The sequence below is a fragment of the Alishewanella tabrizica genome (assembly GCF_014652375.1).
GTDB classification, from domain to species: Bacteria; Pseudomonadota; Gammaproteobacteria; order Enterobacterales; family Alteromonadaceae; genus Alishewanella; species Alishewanella tabrizica.
In genome coordinates this window covers 42,671-57,102 of the sequence record NZ_BMYR01000009.1, presented here as the reverse complement: position 1 = coordinate 57,102, position 14,432 = coordinate 42,671, and the positions used below count along the sequence as shown (strand labels likewise).

15 protein-coding genes are annotated in these 14,432 nt (G+C 44.4%); 1 reads left to right on the top strand and 14 read right to left on the bottom strand.

Going from position 1 to position 14,432, the window contains the following annotated elements:
- Nucleotides 1-129: 129 nt before the first annotated feature.
- From IE070_RS11440 to mioC, 14 genes are all read right to left on the bottom strand, one after another.
- Nucleotides 130-546 (bottom strand): F0F1 ATP synthase subunit epsilon, encoded by a 417-nt coding sequence (locus IE070_RS11440; RefSeq protein WP_189483329.1) that lies wholly within the window; start codon nucleotides 544-546, stop codon nucleotides 130-132.
- A gap of 22 nt (nucleotides 547-568) precedes the next feature.
- Nucleotides 569-1,954, bottom strand: coding sequence for a F0F1 ATP synthase subunit beta (gene atpD, locus IE070_RS11435; RefSeq protein WP_189429126.1), 1,386 nt, complete (start codon nucleotides 1,952-1,954; stop codon nucleotides 569-571).
- Nucleotides 1,955-1,986: 32 nt separating this feature from the next.
- Nucleotides 1,987-2,850, bottom strand: coding sequence for a F0F1 ATP synthase subunit gamma (gene atpG, locus IE070_RS11430; RefSeq protein WP_189483328.1), 864 nt, complete (start codon nucleotides 2,848-2,850; stop codon nucleotides 1,987-1,989).
- Between the two features lie 53 nt (nucleotides 2,851-2,903).
- A complete protein-coding gene (gene atpA / locus IE070_RS11425) occupies nucleotides 2,904-4,445 on the bottom strand; it encodes a F0F1 ATP synthase subunit alpha (RefSeq protein ID WP_189483327.1) in 1,542 nt (513 codons plus the stop codon).
- 13 nt (nucleotides 4,446-4,458) lie between these two features.
- Nucleotides 4,459-4,992, bottom strand: a complete 534-nt coding sequence (gene atpH, locus IE070_RS11420; RefSeq protein WP_189483326.1) for a F0F1 ATP synthase subunit delta — start codon at nucleotides 4,990-4,992, stop codon at nucleotides 4,459-4,461.
- 11 nt (nucleotides 4,993-5,003) lie between these two features.
- Entirely contained in the window at nucleotides 5,004-5,444 is a 441-nt protein-coding gene (gene atpF, locus IE070_RS11415) for a F0F1 ATP synthase subunit B (RefSeq protein ID WP_373296977.1), read from the bottom strand.
- A gap of 82 nt (nucleotides 5,445-5,526) precedes the next feature.
- Nucleotides 5,527-5,766, bottom strand: a complete 240-nt coding sequence (atpE, locus tag IE070_RS11410; protein WP_189430424.1) for a F0F1 ATP synthase subunit C — start codon at nucleotides 5,764-5,766, stop codon at nucleotides 5,527-5,529.
- Between the two features lie 70 nt (nucleotides 5,767-5,836).
- Nucleotides 5,837-6,703, bottom strand: coding sequence for a F0F1 ATP synthase subunit A (atpB, locus tag IE070_RS11405; protein WP_189483324.1), 867 nt, complete (start codon nucleotides 6,701-6,703; stop codon nucleotides 5,837-5,839).
- 15 nt (nucleotides 6,704-6,718) lie between these two features.
- Nucleotides 6,719-7,093 carry an ATP synthase subunit I gene (locus IE070_RS11400; RefSeq protein ID WP_189483323.1) on the bottom strand — a complete coding sequence of 125 codons (375 nt, stop codon included), beginning with the start codon at nucleotides 7,091-7,093 and terminating at the stop codon, nucleotides 6,719-6,721.
- Nucleotides 7,094-7,229: 136 nt separating this feature from the next.
- Entirely contained in the window at nucleotides 7,230-8,102 is an 873-nt protein-coding gene (locus IE070_RS11395) for a ParB/RepB/Spo0J family partition protein (RefSeq protein ID WP_189483322.1), read from the bottom strand.
- Nucleotides 8,103-8,127: 25 nt separating this feature from the next.
- Nucleotides 8,128-8,925 (bottom strand): ParA family protein, encoded by a 798-nt coding sequence (locus tag IE070_RS11390; RefSeq protein WP_189483321.1) that lies wholly within the window; start codon nucleotides 8,923-8,925, stop codon nucleotides 8,128-8,130.
- A gap of 17 nt (nucleotides 8,926-8,942) precedes the next feature.
- Nucleotides 8,943-9,569 carry a 16S rRNA (guanine(527)-N(7))-methyltransferase RsmG gene (rsmG, locus tag IE070_RS11385; protein WP_189483320.1) on the bottom strand — a complete coding sequence of 209 codons (627 nt, stop codon included), beginning with the start codon at nucleotides 9,567-9,569 and terminating at the stop codon, nucleotides 8,943-8,945.
- Between the two features lie 9 nt (nucleotides 9,570-9,578).
- Nucleotides 9,579-11,468, bottom strand: coding sequence for a tRNA uridine-5-carboxymethylaminomethyl(34) synthesis enzyme MnmG (gene mnmG, locus IE070_RS11380; RefSeq protein WP_189483319.1), 1,890 nt, complete (start codon nucleotides 11,466-11,468; stop codon nucleotides 9,579-9,581).
- 475 nt (nucleotides 11,469-11,943) lie between these two features.
- Nucleotides 11,944-12,381 carry an FMN-binding protein MioC gene (mioC, locus tag IE070_RS11375; RefSeq protein WP_189483318.1) on the bottom strand — a complete coding sequence of 146 codons (438 nt, stop codon included), beginning with the start codon at nucleotides 12,379-12,381 and terminating at the stop codon, nucleotides 11,944-11,946.
- A gap of 162 nt (nucleotides 12,382-12,543) precedes the next feature.
- On the opposite strand from mioC, the gene IE070_RS11370 reads away from it, so the two are divergent.
- Nucleotides 12,544-14,343 (top strand): DEAD/DEAH box helicase, encoded by a 1,800-nt coding sequence (locus tag IE070_RS11370; protein WP_189483317.1) that lies wholly within the window; start codon nucleotides 12,544-12,546, stop codon nucleotides 14,341-14,343.
- The last annotated feature ends 89 nt before the right edge of the window (nucleotides 14,344-14,432 follow it).

Here is a 14,432-nt window from a genome sequence, read left to right as displayed (position 1 = left end):
GGAAACAAGCTGTGAAAAAAGGTAAATTGATTTTAATTTTTTGCCAGTATTTTTGTTTATATAAGGTACAACTGGCGTATTTTACAATAAAAAAAGCCACCCGAAGGTGGCTTTTTTGCATACGTAAACTTACTTCTTGCGCATTTTCTGAATAATACGCAGCTGGGCAATGGCTTCAGCCAATTGTGCAGCAGCTTCGGCGTAATTAAAGTCAGCGCTGGCATGCTGCATCGCTTCTTCTGCCTGTTTTTGGGCGTCTAAAGCAGCTTGCTCATCTAAGTCTTCGCCACGTACCGCAACATCTGATAGCACTGTAATTGCGTCTGGTTGTACTTCAATAACACCCCCAGCCACATAAATTAAATGCTCTTCACCAAACTGTTTTACGATACGGACCATGCCAGGTTTCAGGGTGGTCAGTAACGGGGCGTGAAAAGGTAAAAACCCTAACTCACCCTCACTGCCTGTGACCTGCACGGATTCAACAAGGCCTGAGAAAATTTTTTCTTCGGCACTTACTACATCCAGTTGCACTGTCATCGCCATGTCGCTCTCCTAAAGCCTGAACTTATAGTTTCTTCGCTTTTTCGATCGCTTCGTCGATAGAACCAACCATGTAAAACGCTTGTTCTGGCATATGATCGTACTCACCCGCCAAAATGCCTTTAAAGCCACGGATCGTTTCTTTCAGCGGTACGTATTTACCTGGTGAACCGGTAAATACTTCAGCAACGAAGAACGGCTGCGACAAGAAGCGCTGGATTTTACGCGCACGGTATACAGTAGTACGGTCTTCATCAGACAGTTCATCCATACCCAAAATGGCGATAATATCTTTCAGCTCTTTATAACGCTGCAGTACTGTTTGTACGCCACGTGCTACTTCGTAGTGCTCTTTACCGATAACCTGAGGATCTAACTGACGAGAGGTAGAATCCAGTGGATCGATTGCTGGGTAAATACCTAAAGAAGCGATATTACGGCTCAGTACTACCGTTGCATCTAAGTGCGAGAAGGTCGTAGCTGGAGATGGATCCGTTAAGTCATCCGCAGGAACGTAAACGGCCTGGATTGACGTAATTGAACCAGTCTTAGTTGAGGTAATACGCTCTTGCAGTACACCCATCTCTTCGGCCAGCGTTGGCTGATAACCTACTGCTGATGGCATACGGCCTAACAGAGCTGATACTTCTGTACCGGCCAGCGTGTAACGATAGATGTTATCAACGAAGAACAGTACGTCACGGCCTTCATCACGGAACTTTTCAGCCATGGTTAAGCCGGTTAACGCAACGCGTAAACGGTTACCTGGCGGCTCATTCATCTGACCGTATACTAACGATACTTTATCCAGTACGTTAGAGTCTTTCATTTCGTGATAGAAGTCGTTACCTTCACGAGTACGCTCACCTACACCGGCGAATACTGAGTAACCGCTGTGCTCGATGGCGATGTTACGGATCAGTTCCATCATGTTTACGGTTTTACCAACACCGGCACCACCGAACAGACCAACTTTACCACCTTTAGCAAACGGACAAACTAAGTCGATTACTTTAATACCGGTTTCTAACAGGGCATTTGATGCAGCTTGATCTTCGTATGAAGGGGCAGCACGGTGGATTGACCAGCGCTCTTCTTCACCGATAGGACCAGCTTCATCAATTGGGTTACCTAATACGTCCATAATACGACCTAAGGTCGCTTTACCAACAGGTACCTGAATAGCTTTACCAGAATTTCCAACTAAGGTACCACGACGTAAACCGTCGGTGGTGCCCATTGCGATAGCACGTACTGTACCGCCACCCAGCTGCTGCTGTACTTCCAGCACCAAACCAGCCAGATCGCCGTCGGTAACGTTTAACGCGTCATAGATACCAGGTACCGCATCTTGTGGAAAATCGATATCCACAACGGCGCCAATGATTTGGACGACCTTACCTTGACTCATGATGTTTCCTCAATTTTGCAAAACTTAATACCTTAGCCTACCGCTGCTGCACCCGCGACAATTTCGCTCAATTCTTGGGTAATAGCGGCTTGACGTGCTTTGTTGTAAACCAGCTTCAGGTCATCCATTAGGTTACCCGCGTTGTCGGTAGCCGCTTTCATCGCTACCATACGGGCAGCTTGTTCACTGGCTAAATTCTCAACAACACCTTGGTAAACTTGTGATTCCATATAACGAGTTAGTAGCATATCCAAAATGGGTTGTGGATCTGGCTCGTATATATAGTCCCAGCTGTGCTCACGCTTCGCGAGGTCTGTTTTAGGCAAAGGTAGCAATTGATCGATCACTGGCTCTTGTTTCATGGTGTTAACAAATTTGTTGTACACCAGAAATAAGCGGTCAATCCGGCCTTCGTCGAATGCTTTTAGCATGACTTGCACCGAACCAATCACATTGGCCAACTTGGGTACATCACCTGAACCTGCCTGGGCAGCAACAACTTTACCACCAAAACGTTTAAAGAAGGCTGTTGCTTTGTTACCTATAACGGCAAACTCAGCGCTAATACCTTGGTCTTTCCAACGCTTAAGATCAACGGCGATTTTTTTAAATTCGTTGGTATTCAGGCCACCACAAAGACCACGATCAGTAGAGATGACAATATAGCCAACCCGCTTTACCTCACGATCCGCTAAATACGGATGGCGGTATTCCAGGTTACCATTGGCAACGTTACCAATCACTTTGCGCATACCTTCAGCGTATGGGCGAGTTGCAGCCACGCGGTCTTGCGCTTTGCGCATTTTACTGACCGCAACTTTTTCCATAGCACTGGTGATCTTGCGAGTATTATTAATACTCCCAATCTTACTTTTTATCTCTTTACCACCGGCCATGACTGTATCTCCGATTAATTCAACGAATGGGGCAGCTTAGCTGCCCACATTGCTTACCAAGTCTGCGTTGCTTTGAATTTCTCAATAGCGGCTTTAAATGTAGACTCAATTTTATCGTTGTAGTTACCGGTTTTGTCGATCTCAGTCATCAGCTCAGCATGCTCAGACTTCATAAAAGAGATTAAGCCGGCTTCAAAATCTAAGATTTTGGCTACGTCTACATCTTTCATAAAACCTTTTTCAATAGCGAAGATAGAAATACCCATCTCGGCTACTGACATTGGGCTGTATTGTAACTGTTTCATCAGCTCAGTAACTTTTTGACCGTGCTCTAACTGGGCGCGGGTCGCATCGTCTAAGTCAGAAGCAAACTGCGCGAACGCGGCTAATTCTGAGTACTGTGCTAAAGCTAAACGGATACCACCACCTAGCTTTTTGATGATTTTCGTTTGTGCTGCACCACCAACGCGTGATACCGAAATACCGGCGTTAACCGCTGGACGAATACCGGCGTTAAATAAGTCAGTTTCTAAGAAGATCTGACCATCGGTAATTGAAATTACGTTGGTTGGTACGAATGCTGATACGTCACCCGCTTGCGTTTCGATAATTGGTAAAGCGGTTAACGAACCGGTTTTACCTGTTACCGCACCTTTGGTGTAACGCTCAACATAATCAGCATTAACACGAGATGCACGCTCTAACAAACGTGAGTGAAGATAGAATACGTCACCTGGGTAAGCTTCACGACCTGGTGGACGACGTAACAGTAATGAGATTTGACGGTAAGCAACAGCTTGCTTAGACAAATCATCGTATACGATCAGCGCATCTTCACCGTTGTCACGGAAGTATTCACCCATAGTACAACCAGAGTACGGGGCTAAGAACTGCAGTGCAGCGGCTTCAGAAGCTGAGGCTACAACCACAATAGTGTGTGCCAACGCGCCGTGCTCTTCCAGTTTACGTACTACGTTAGCAATAGTAGAGGCTTTTTGGCCAATTGCTACGTATACGCACTTAACACCTGTACCTTTCTGGTTGATGATAGCGTCAATGGCCAGTGCCGTTTTACCGGTCTGACGGTCACCGATTAATAATTCACGTTGGCCGCGGCCGATTGGAATCATCGCATCAACAGATTTATAACCAGTTTGCATCGGTTGATCGACTGATTGACGATCGATTACACCTGGTGCAATTTTTTCAACAGGCTCAAAACCGGCTGCTTCTACTGGGCCTTTACCATCAATAGGTGCACCTAGGGTGTTAACCACACGACCTAACAGGCCTGGGCCTACTGGTACTTCAAGGATACGGCCAGTACTTTTAACTTTGGTGCCTTCCGTTAAGTCCGCATAAGGACCCATTACTACCGCACCTACTGAGTTACGCTCTAAGTTCAGTGCGATTGCATAACGGCTGCCAGGAAGCTCAATCATTTCGCCTTGCATACAGTCTGCTAGGCCATTGATCCGAATGATACCGTCAGTTACCTGAACGATAGTCCCTTCGTTACGAGCTTCACTGACCACGTCAAACTGAGCAATACGACTTTTGATCAGTTCAGATATTTCTGTGGAATTCAGTTGCATTCTCTGTTCCCCATTACGACTGCAGCGCAGTTGCTAAACGATCCAGCTTACCGCGGACCGAGCCATCAATTACCATGTCACCTGCACGGATCAGCACACCGCCAACCACGTTAGGATTCACGCTACAGTTCAATTTAACCTTGCGTTGTAAGCGTTTCGAGAGTGCAGCAATTAACTTGTCTTGTTGTGCAGCATTGAGTACCGAAGCCGAAGTTACATCAACTGTAATTTCTTTTTCATACTCTGCTTTATGTTCAACAAAGGTCGCTAACACATCAGGTAACGCCAACAAGCGGTGATTTTCTGCCATCACTTTAATAAAGTTTTGGCCATGTGCATTAAGTTGCTCACCACATACCTGGATAAAAAGGTTGGCTTGCTCTTCAGCAATACCTGTAGTTCGAAGTAGCGCTGCTACCTGGTCGTTTTTCGCAACCTCGGCAGCAAACACTAACATCTCTAGCCAAGTAGCCAGGGCATTTTGCTCTACAGCAAAATCAAAGGCAGCTTTAGCATATGGACGAGCGATATTCGTCAAATCAGACATAGCTCATCCTCTTACAGTTCTTGTACCAATTTTTCCAGAATGTCTGCGTGCGCAGCTTCGTCAATTGAGCGTTGCAAAATTTTCTCTGCACCGGCAACCGCAAGAGCAGCAACTTGTTTGCGTAAATCTTCACGTAAACGGTTACGCTCAGCTTCAACCTCGGCTTTCGCATGTGCCAAAATAACCTCACGTTCGGCATTGGCTTTCGCAACGGCTTCGTCAATCAACTTAGCTTCACGCTTACGCGCTTGGTCAATGATTTCAGCAGCTTGCACTTTGGCATCTTTCAGCTGATCTTTAGCTTTGTCCTGCGCTAACGCCAGGTCTTTTTCAGCTCTGTCTGAGGCCGATAAGCCGTCCGCGATTTTCTTTTGACGCGCTTCAATCGCGTTCATCAGCGGTGGCCATATGTACTTCATACAGAACAGCACGAAGACTGCAAATGCAATCATCTGTCCAATTATAGTCAGAGTCAGATTCACGTCCGCTCCTCCTTAGTTAAGTTAGTTCTTGGTTTAGCTAAACGTCAGAGAATTAACTAACGAACAGGATGTACATTGCAATACCAACCGCGATCATAGAAATCGCATCGATCAGACCTGCTAAGATGAACATTTTAACTTGTAATGATGGCGCTAATTCTGGCTGACGAGCACAAGACTCTAAGAACTTACCACCCATGTTGGCGAAGCCTAATGCAGTACCGATAGCACCAAAACCAATTAACAGGGCAACAGCGATCAGTTTTACCGCTTCTACGACTGCTTCTGGCATAGTTAAGATATTTTCCATGTTTTACTCCGATAGTTTAAAGTTAAAGTTAAGTTAAAAATAAAGCAAAAAATTAATGATTGTCTGCGCTAGCCATGCTCAGGTAAACAATGGTCAGCATCATAAACACGAAGGCCTGCAGCACAATAACCAGAATATGGAATACTGCCCATATAAAGTGCAGAGGCAATTGTAACAAGCCAATAATACCGATAAGAATAAAAATCATCTCACCCGCATACAGGTTTCCGTACAATCGTAGTGCTAGCGAGAACGGTTTAGTGATTAACGCTAACACTTCAAGTAATAAGTTGAATGGCACTAATAGCGCCTGCACAAAGACGTTTTTGGTATGGAAAGGGTGTAAGGTTAATTCTTTGATAAAACCTACTACGCCTTTGATTTTAATTGAGTACCCGATCATCAATACAAACACGCCTAAGGCTAACGCCACAGTGGTATTGATATCGGTTGTTGGTACAATCTTCATATAGACGTCTTTTGAGTCCATACCAAAGAACGTTGCGCCAATCCAGCCTGCTAAAGCAGGGAGTACATCAACCGGCACTAAATCCATCAGATTCATTAAGAAAACCCAGACAAATATAGTCAATGCCAGAGGCGCAATCAGTTTACTCTTACCATGGAAGGTACTTTTGACATTGCTTTCAACAAACTCAATAAGTATTTCAACGAAACACTGAAATTTGCCCGGAACAGCAAGTTGATCAGAACTGGCTTTTACCGCCGCTTTGCGGAAGAGCCATAAAAAAAGAATACCTAAGCCAATAGACCAAGCTAAGGAGTCGATGTGCAATACCCAGAACCCCGCCTCACTACATGCTTTATTAAATGCGACACTGCCATCGACAGTACACATTTTTGCATTAGTAAGGTGGTGCTGAATATGACTTGATACGGTTAATTCACCTGCAGCCATGTTTCATCCCAATAATCAATGTTTAAAGAAAATTGCTGTTGACCATTGTGCCAGTAGCGTCAGGATAAAACCGAGCATCAGAGGGCCTGCTGCGATTTCCTGTTGCATAACCACTGCGAACAACACTATGGTCAAAATTATTTTCAACGAATGACCGCGCATCATCGCCGTCTTCGCTTGTTCTACGCTGCCACGACCCAAGGTCCAAAAAGCGATCAACGCAAACACAAAATTTGGTACAGCGGCTATAAGTCCACCTTTAAACGCAGACTTTGCTGCTAATTCATCACTGGTAATAACAAAATACAGGGCAGTTAATGCTGCCACAACAACCTGAAAAGCGACCAGTTTATAAGCTGAAATTCTTACCTGTCGCGGATTTGGTTGCATTACATCTCCAGTTACAATTCATGCCGGCAAACTTAGGCAAAAAAGCAGCCGCAAGTATACTTAACTTGCCCTCTTTTGCAACAAAAAGCGGTTGCAACTATAGTCTTGTAGCTGATTCGAAAACAGAATTCTCCGCTTAGATTTCGCCTAACTTTAATTTGTCTAAAATACCATCCAGTTCGTTCAGGCTACTGTAGTTTATGACTAAACTGCCTTTGCCCTTTTTGTTGTAATCAATATGTACTTGAGCAGCAAAATGCTCAGCTAAGCGTTGTTCTAACGCAGAAACATCTGGGTCTTTTACTTTGGGCTCTGGTGTTGGCGCTGGCTCTAAAATCTTTCTGACCAGATTTTCCGTATCTCTTACCGTCATTTGCTTAGCTGCCACTAAGCGCGCTGCATCTGATTGCGTGTTACCTTCTAAAGCCAGTAGCGCACGAGCATGTCCCATTTCTATATCGCCGTGTTCTAGTAATAATTTTACATCGTCATTCAACTGGTTAAGGCGTAATAAATTACTTACGGATGCGCGTGATTTGCCGACAGCGTCAGCAACTTGTTGATGTGTTAACTCAAATTCTGACAGTAAGCGTTGTAACGCAATGGCTTCTTCCATTGCATTTAGATCTTCACGCTGAATGTTTTCAATTAAGGCAATAGCGACAGCAGCTTCATCGGGTACATTCTTAATTAAACAGGGTATTTCGGCTAATTGGGCTAATTGTGCGGCGCGCCAGCGACGTTCCCCTGCGATAATTTCGTATTGGTTTTCGCCTAAGGTTCTTACCACTATAGGCTGGATCACACCTTGTGCTTTTATTGAGTTAGCCAGATCTTCCAGGGCATCTTGCGACATATCTTTACGTGGTTGATATTTACCCGGCCGTAAAAATTCTACGGGCAATACTTGTAGCTCTGATACGGGCATTGCAACAACGGCGCTTGCCGGTTTACTCGACGTAAGTAATGCATCGAGTCCTCTTCCTAGACCGCGTTTTTTTAAAGACATGCGAGTTTAAATTCCTTATGAACCGTTAGAGAGCAACGGAGGGTGCGCTACTGGCTTTTTTTTCTGATCGGCGCAGTATTTCACCTGCTAATGCTAAATAGGCTTTTGCCCCTGTTGAGCTTTTATCGTAATACATCACAGGGCTACCGAAACTAGGGGCTTCTGCTAAACGAACGTTTCTTGGAATAACAGCACGATACACTTTGTCTCCAAAATGTTGTTTTAATTGCTCAGAAACATCGTTAGCTAGACGATTGCGAGGATCATACATGGTTCGTAAAATCCCTTCAATTTTCAGATCTGCGTTAATAACAGCGGCGAGTTTATTGATCGTATCGACTAACGCGGTTAGGCCTTCTAACGCAAAATATTCGCATTGCATAGGTACCAGTACACTGTCAGCTGCAGCCATGGCATTTACCGTTAGCATGTTTAGTGAAGGTGGGCAATCAATAAAAATATAATCGTAGCTGCTTTTGTAAGCTTTCAAGGCAGTACGCAAACGCAATTCTCGCGCAAAAACATCCATTAAACGGACTTCTGCAGCGGTGACATCTGAATTAGCGCCGATTAAATGATATCCACCCGTTGTTTCTTTCACAACAACGTCTGAGAGCGGTTTTTCATCGATTAAAAGCTCATAAGCACTGGCAGCCAGTTCGTATTTATCAACGCCACTGCCCATTGTAGCGTTGCCTTGAGGATCGAGATCTATTAATAGCACTTTACGTTTAGTTGCTGCCATAGAAGCAGCCAAATTCACCGCTGTGGTTGTTTTACCCACGCCGCCTTTTTGGTTAGCTATTGCGATGACTTTGCCCACGGGATCCCTCTTGTTGGTTAAACGTTTGCCAATATCACTAGATGACGTTGCGCATCCAGCTCTGGTACCTGTAAATTTTTAATAGCTGTTACTTTAACAAAATCCGGTAAAGCTGCAATTTCTTCTTGCACTGCAGCACCCTTCATGGCGAAAAACTGGCCGTTTGCCGAGGGTAAGTGCTTACACCAGTTAAGCATATCATTAAGAGAGGCAAAAGCTCGACTTATTACGCCATCATAGCCGTTCTCGAGATGGTGCTCTTCTACACGTGCCTGTAAAGGCGTCACATTTTGTAATTGTAATTGTAATTTTACCTGATTTAAAAAACGGATCCTTTTGCCAAGGCTGTCTAACAATGTAAAGTGTTTATCAGGATAATAAATTGCTAGCAAGATTCCAGGTAACCCAGGTCCTGTGCCCACATCTATAAAGTTGTTTCCTTGCAAATGGGGTGCAACAACTAAGCTATCTAACACATGCTTTATTAGCATTTCCTGCGGATCACGCACAGAGGTTAAATTGTAAGCACTGTTCCATTTATCTAGTAACAAAACATAAGCAATACATTGTTGTAATTGGTGTTCTGTTAATTCTAAAGATGTTTTCGCAATTAAATTACGTAAACGATCAACTAAGCTTTGCATAAAGATCCTTTAAGCGCTCTTACGGAGTAAACCTTGTTTCTTTAGATAGACCAACAGTAATGATATTGCTGCTGGTGTTATTCCTGAGATCCTAGATGCTTGACCAACTGTTTCGGGTTGAGTTTGGTTAAGTTTTACTACTACTTCGTTAGAAAGCCCTTTTACTTGTTTATAATCAAAACCTTGTGGCAATTTTGTTGTCTCATTACGCTGTTGTTTAGCGATTTCGTCTTGTTGACGATTGATATAGCCTTCATATTTTATTTGAATTTCCACTTGCTCAGCCGCGATAGGATCAGCCAAGCCTGGGCCTAGATCGCTAATTTGCAATAATTGCTGGTAAGTCATTTCTGGACGGCGGATCAATTCTTCCAAACTTGCTTCACGTGTCAAAGGCGTTTTAAGTAACAAATTGACTTGGCTAAGCGCAGTATGTTGCGGATGGATCCAACTCTGCCGTAAACGTTGCCGTTCTAGTTCAATGTGTTCCATTTTTTCGTTAAATGCTGCCCAGCGAATATCGTCAACTAAACCAAACTCACGGCCTTTAGCTGTTAATCGGGCATCAGCGTTATCTTCACGCAGCATTAAGCGATATTCAGCGCGGCTAGTAAACATACGATAGGGCTCTTTGGTACCTAGCGTCGTAAGATCATCGACTAATACACCTAAGTAAGCTTGGTCACGACTTGGTGACCAGCCTTCTAAGTCTTGAGCATATAATGCTGCATTTAAGCCGGCTAATAAGCCTTGAGCACCGGCTTCTTCATAGCCTGTAGTACCATTGATCTGGCCTGCAAAGAATAACCCTTTAATAAATTTGGTTTCTAGTGTGGCTTTTAGATCTCTTGGATCAAAAAAATCATACTCAATGGCATAACCAGGACGAGTAATATAGGCGTTTTCCATGCCTTTGATTGATCGAACTATGCTTAATTGCACATCAAAAGGTAAGCTGGTCGAGATCCCATTTGGGTAGAGTTCGTGTGTTGTTAAGCCTTCTGGTTCGATAAAGATTTGGTGTTTATCTTTATCAGCAAAGCGCATAACTTTGTCTTCAATTGATGGACAATAGCGTGGCCCTATGCCTTCAATTACCCCTGTGTACATAGGAGATCTGTCTAAATTATTACGAATAACATCATGCGTTTGTTCATTGGTGTAGGTGATATAACATGGGATCTGTATAGGGTGATCACTTTGCTTGCCAAGAAATGAGAATACGGGTGTTGGCGTATCACCTGGTTGTGCTTGCATGACCGTGAAGTCTACTGTTCTGGCATCGATGCGAGGTGGCGTTCCTGTTTTTAAGCGATCTACTCTGAAAGGTAATTCACGTAAGCGTTTTGCTAAGGCGATGGACGGTGGATCTCCGGCTCTACCTCCTGAAAATTGTTCTAAACCAATATGGATCTGGCCACCTAAAAAAGTTCCAACGGTTAAAACAACGCTTTTACTGCGAAATTTTAAACCCATTTGTGTGATAACGCCTTTTACTTGATCTTGTTCTACGATCAGATCATCACATGCTTGTTGAAATATTTTGAGGTTTGGCTGGTTTTCTAGGATCTGTCTTATTGCTGCACGGTATAACTGACGATCAGCTTGAGCGCGTGTTGCACGCACTGCAGGTCCTTTAGAACTATTCAAGGTACGGAATTGAATGCCGCCTTTGTCTGCTGCTATGGCCATCGCGCCACCAAGCGCATCGATTTCTTTTACCAGGTGGCCTTTGCCAATACCGCCAATAGCAGGATTACAAGACATTTGACCCAGTGTTTCAATATTGTGTGTGAGTAATAAAGTATTTTGGCCTGCACGAGCTGATGCCAATGCTGCTTCTGTGCCTGCATGTCCGCCACCTACTACGATCACATCAAATATTTCTTGAAACAGCATGGTTGCCTCGATCCTTTACCAAGTTAACTAGGGTGCCTATTGTAGCTTGATCTGGTCTTTAGTGAAATGCCTATGTCGGATCAGGATCCCGTATAATATATATAGGATCTTTTTAAGATCTTTTCTGTTATTACTTCTATTAAGCAAGGGTTTTTGGGTGGATAACCGGTTTTTCTGGCATAGGATCAATCGATTAGTATCGATCAGATCCTGTGATCAAGCTTGGATCAGTTGTCATTGAACCCGTGTGTAAGATCCCTACTTATGCACAGAAGACCGAAATAATATTTTTATAAATTGGATAAATACAGCTTAATAACTGTATTAAGGCATACTTATCAACAGTTGCTTTAGTTTAGATCATATATTGTGAGTAACGTGAGGATAACGGGATCATAAGATCCGCTATGCATTGTACCGTCGGGGTTTGCCGGATCCGTGCTTAGGATCCGGTTTAATGTTATCCCCTTCAAGATCAGGATAAGCTGTGTATAAGTTTAGGTAGCCAGGCTAAGGCAAGATCCTCTGGTAAGTCGGCGGCGAGCACGTCGATCTCTAACTCTGGTAGAAGGGGTTTTGCGCCTTTTTCTTCTAGTAAAGCCGCTATTTTTTTACCTGCATAGCAAAAAGTATCGTAGCTGGAGTCACCTAAAGTGATCACGGCGAAAGAAAGTGTGTTAATATAGCTACGATCTTGTGCTAATTGATCCGCAAAGGGTTGAATATTATCAGGCAGATCTCCTGCGCCATAGGTGGATGTAATCACTAACCAGAAATTTTTTTGGTTTAGCTGATTGAGTTTGGGTTTCAGATGAATGTTAACTTCATAACCCGCTTGTACCAGTGCTTCAGCAACTTGTTCTGCCACATATTCCGCTGCGCCCATTTGGCTGCCGACGAGGATTTCGATCATATTTGCCTCTCGCTTGTTAAATGATTGGCTATACTACTGGAATAAAATTGAATAAGGCTATCGATACTTATTCGATTTCGCGTTTTTACTGCTTTGCAGGCAAAGTAAAAGCGACAATTGCACTACCACTGCGCCTGCGTGTTATTGAGGTTTAAACAACGTATGTCTGACACTGTGTCATTTTCCCAGCTAATGCTGCCTGAAGCTATTGTTCGTGCTGTTACTGAACTTGGCTATGAAACGCCGTCGCCTATTCAGGCTGCTGCAATCCCTAAACTATTAGCTGGCGAAGATGTATTAGGCCAGGCGCAAACCGGTACCGGTAAAACGGGTGCTTTCGCGCTGCCTTTATTAGCACGGCTTGATCCTGCCCAAAACGATCCACAAATCTTAGTTTTGGCACCAACTCGTGAGCTGGCGATCCAAGTTGCCGAAGCCTTTCAGGCTTATGCTCGCTATATGCCAGCTTTTCACGTACTGCCGTTATACGGTGGTCAAAGCTATACCAATCAGCTTAAGTCATTAAAGCGTGGTTCTCAGGTCATTGTTGGTACGCCAGGACGTATCCTTGATCACTTAGAGCGTGGCACGTTAAAGCTCGATAAATTGCGTGCTATCGTGTTAGATGAAGCCGATGAAATGCTACGCATGGGCTTTATTGATGATGTGCAAACCATTATGGATGCCACGCCACCGGGTCGTCAGGTTGCCATGTTTTCTGCCACTATGCCTGCACCGATCCGTGCCATTGCCCAGAAGCATTTAAAAAATGCTGAAGAAATAAAAATTGCTTCTAAAACCAGTACCGTTGAGCGCATTACGCAACGTTATGTGATGTTAGATGGCAATCAGAAGTTGGATGCACTTACCCGCGTCTTAGAAGGCGAAGAATACGATGCCAGCATCGTGTTTGTGCGCACGAAAAGTGCCACTGAAGAAATCGCTGAGAAATTGGGTGCCCGTGGTTATGCCGTTGCCTGTTTAAATGGCGATATGAACCAGGCACACCGTGAGCAAACTATTCGTCGTATGAAGGCGAGCCAGCTTGATATTATTGTAGCTACCGATGTTGCGGCTCGTGGTTTAGACGTTGAGCGTATCAGCTTAGTGGTTAACTATGATATTCCTTATGATAGTGAAGCCTATGTTCACCGTATCGGTCGTACTGGCCGTGCGGGTCGTGAAGGTAAAGCCATTTTATTCGTATCACCGCGTGAGCGCCGTTTACTGCGTACTATTGAACATGCGACTAAGCAACCGATTGAGCAAATGAGTTTGCCAACGGGCCAGGTGATTGAGCAGCGTCGTATCGAGTCGTTCCGTGAGCAACTAGCACAAACTATTGAAACGCAAAATTTAAGCTTTTTTGAAACCTTAATTACCGATTGGCGTGAAAAGTTAGAAACTACGGATGCCGATTTGGCTGCTGCCTTGTTGTATTTGGCGCAAAAAGATCAACCGTTAAATGTGGCTAAACAGTTCCCCGAGTTGCGCCAGCCGCATGCCCGTGCCGAGCGCAGCGAACGCAGTGATCGTCCTAGTGAGCGCCGTGATCGTCCAGAGCGTGGTGAACGTCCAACAGGTGATCGTGCAGAACGTGGCCCGCGTCAACGTCGTGAAATGCAAGGTGACTACAATACTTATCGTATTGAAGTGGGTAAAGAACACGGTGTTCGTGCCGGTGATATCGTTGGTGCTATCGCCAATGAAGCCAATATCGACAGCCAATTTATCGGTAACATCAAGTTATTCGATCATTTTAGTACCGTAGAGTTGCCTGCGACTATCCCGAACGAGATTTTCCAGCATCTGAAGAAAGTATATGTGCGTAAGCAAAAGCTGAATATTACGGTAGATACCGGAGCTGCGCCAGTGGGTGAACGCCGTTCATCTGCACCTAGCTCAGGTCCTGGTCCGCGACCGGGTGCTGCGCCTCGTGCACCGCGCAAACCGCGCGATTAATGCTGCTTAAACCATCATGACATTGATCTAGTTTTTACAATGTTTTTAAAAGCCTCAGCTCACTGGGGCTTTTTTTTGCGTTTTATTTC

Excerpts from the sequence above, each read along its gene's own strand:
- mioC (WP_189483318.1), bottom strand. The coding sequence starts at position 12,381 with ATGATCGAAATCCTCGTCGGCAGCCAAATGGGCGCAGCGGAATATGTG.
- IE070_RS11400 (WP_189483323.1), bottom strand. The coding sequence starts at position 7,093 with ATGCAACCAAATCCGCGACAGGTAAGAATTTCAGCTTATAAACTGGTC.
- IE070_RS11440 (WP_189483329.1), bottom strand. The coding sequence starts at position 546 with ATGGCGATGACAGTGCAACTGGATGTAGTAAGTGCCGAAGAAAAAATT.
- IE070_RS11370 (WP_189483317.1), top strand. The coding sequence starts at position 12,544 with ATGTCTGACACTGTGTCATTTTCCCAGCTAATGCTGCCTGAAGCTATT.
- atpF (WP_373296977.1), bottom strand. The coding sequence starts at position 5,444 with ATGATTGCATTTGCAGTCTTCGTGCTGTTCTGTATGAAGTACATATGG.
- atpB (WP_189483324.1), bottom strand. The coding sequence starts at position 6,703 with ATGGCTGCAGGTGAATTAACCGTATCAAGTCATATTCAGCACCACCTT.
- atpG (WP_189483328.1), bottom strand. The coding sequence starts at position 2,850 with ATGGCCGGTGGTAAAGAGATAAAAAGTAAGATTGGGAGTATTAATAAT.
- IE070_RS11395 (WP_189483322.1), bottom strand. The coding sequence starts at position 8,102 with ATGTCTTTAAAAAAACGCGGTCTAGGAAGAGGACTCGATGCATTACTT.
- atpD (WP_189429126.1), bottom strand. The coding sequence starts at position 1,954 with ATGAGTCAAGGTAAGGTCGTCCAAATCATTGGCGCCGTTGTGGATATC.
- atpH (WP_189483326.1), bottom strand. The coding sequence starts at position 4,992 with ATGTCTGATTTGACGAATATCGCTCGTCCATATGCTAAAGCTGCCTTT.
- atpA (WP_189483327.1), bottom strand. The coding sequence starts at position 4,445 with ATGCAACTGAATTCCACAGAAATATCTGAACTGATCAAAAGTCGTATT.
- mnmG (WP_189483319.1), bottom strand. The coding sequence starts at position 11,468 with ATGCTGTTTCAAGAAATATTTGATGTGATCGTAGTAGGTGGCGGACAT.
- rsmG (WP_189483320.1), bottom strand. The coding sequence starts at position 9,569 with ATGCAAAGCTTAGTTGATCGTTTACGTAATTTAATTGCGAAAACATCT.
- atpE (WP_189430424.1), bottom strand. The coding sequence starts at position 5,766 with ATGCCAGAAGCAGTCGTAGAAGCGGTAAAACTGATCGCTGTTGCCCTG.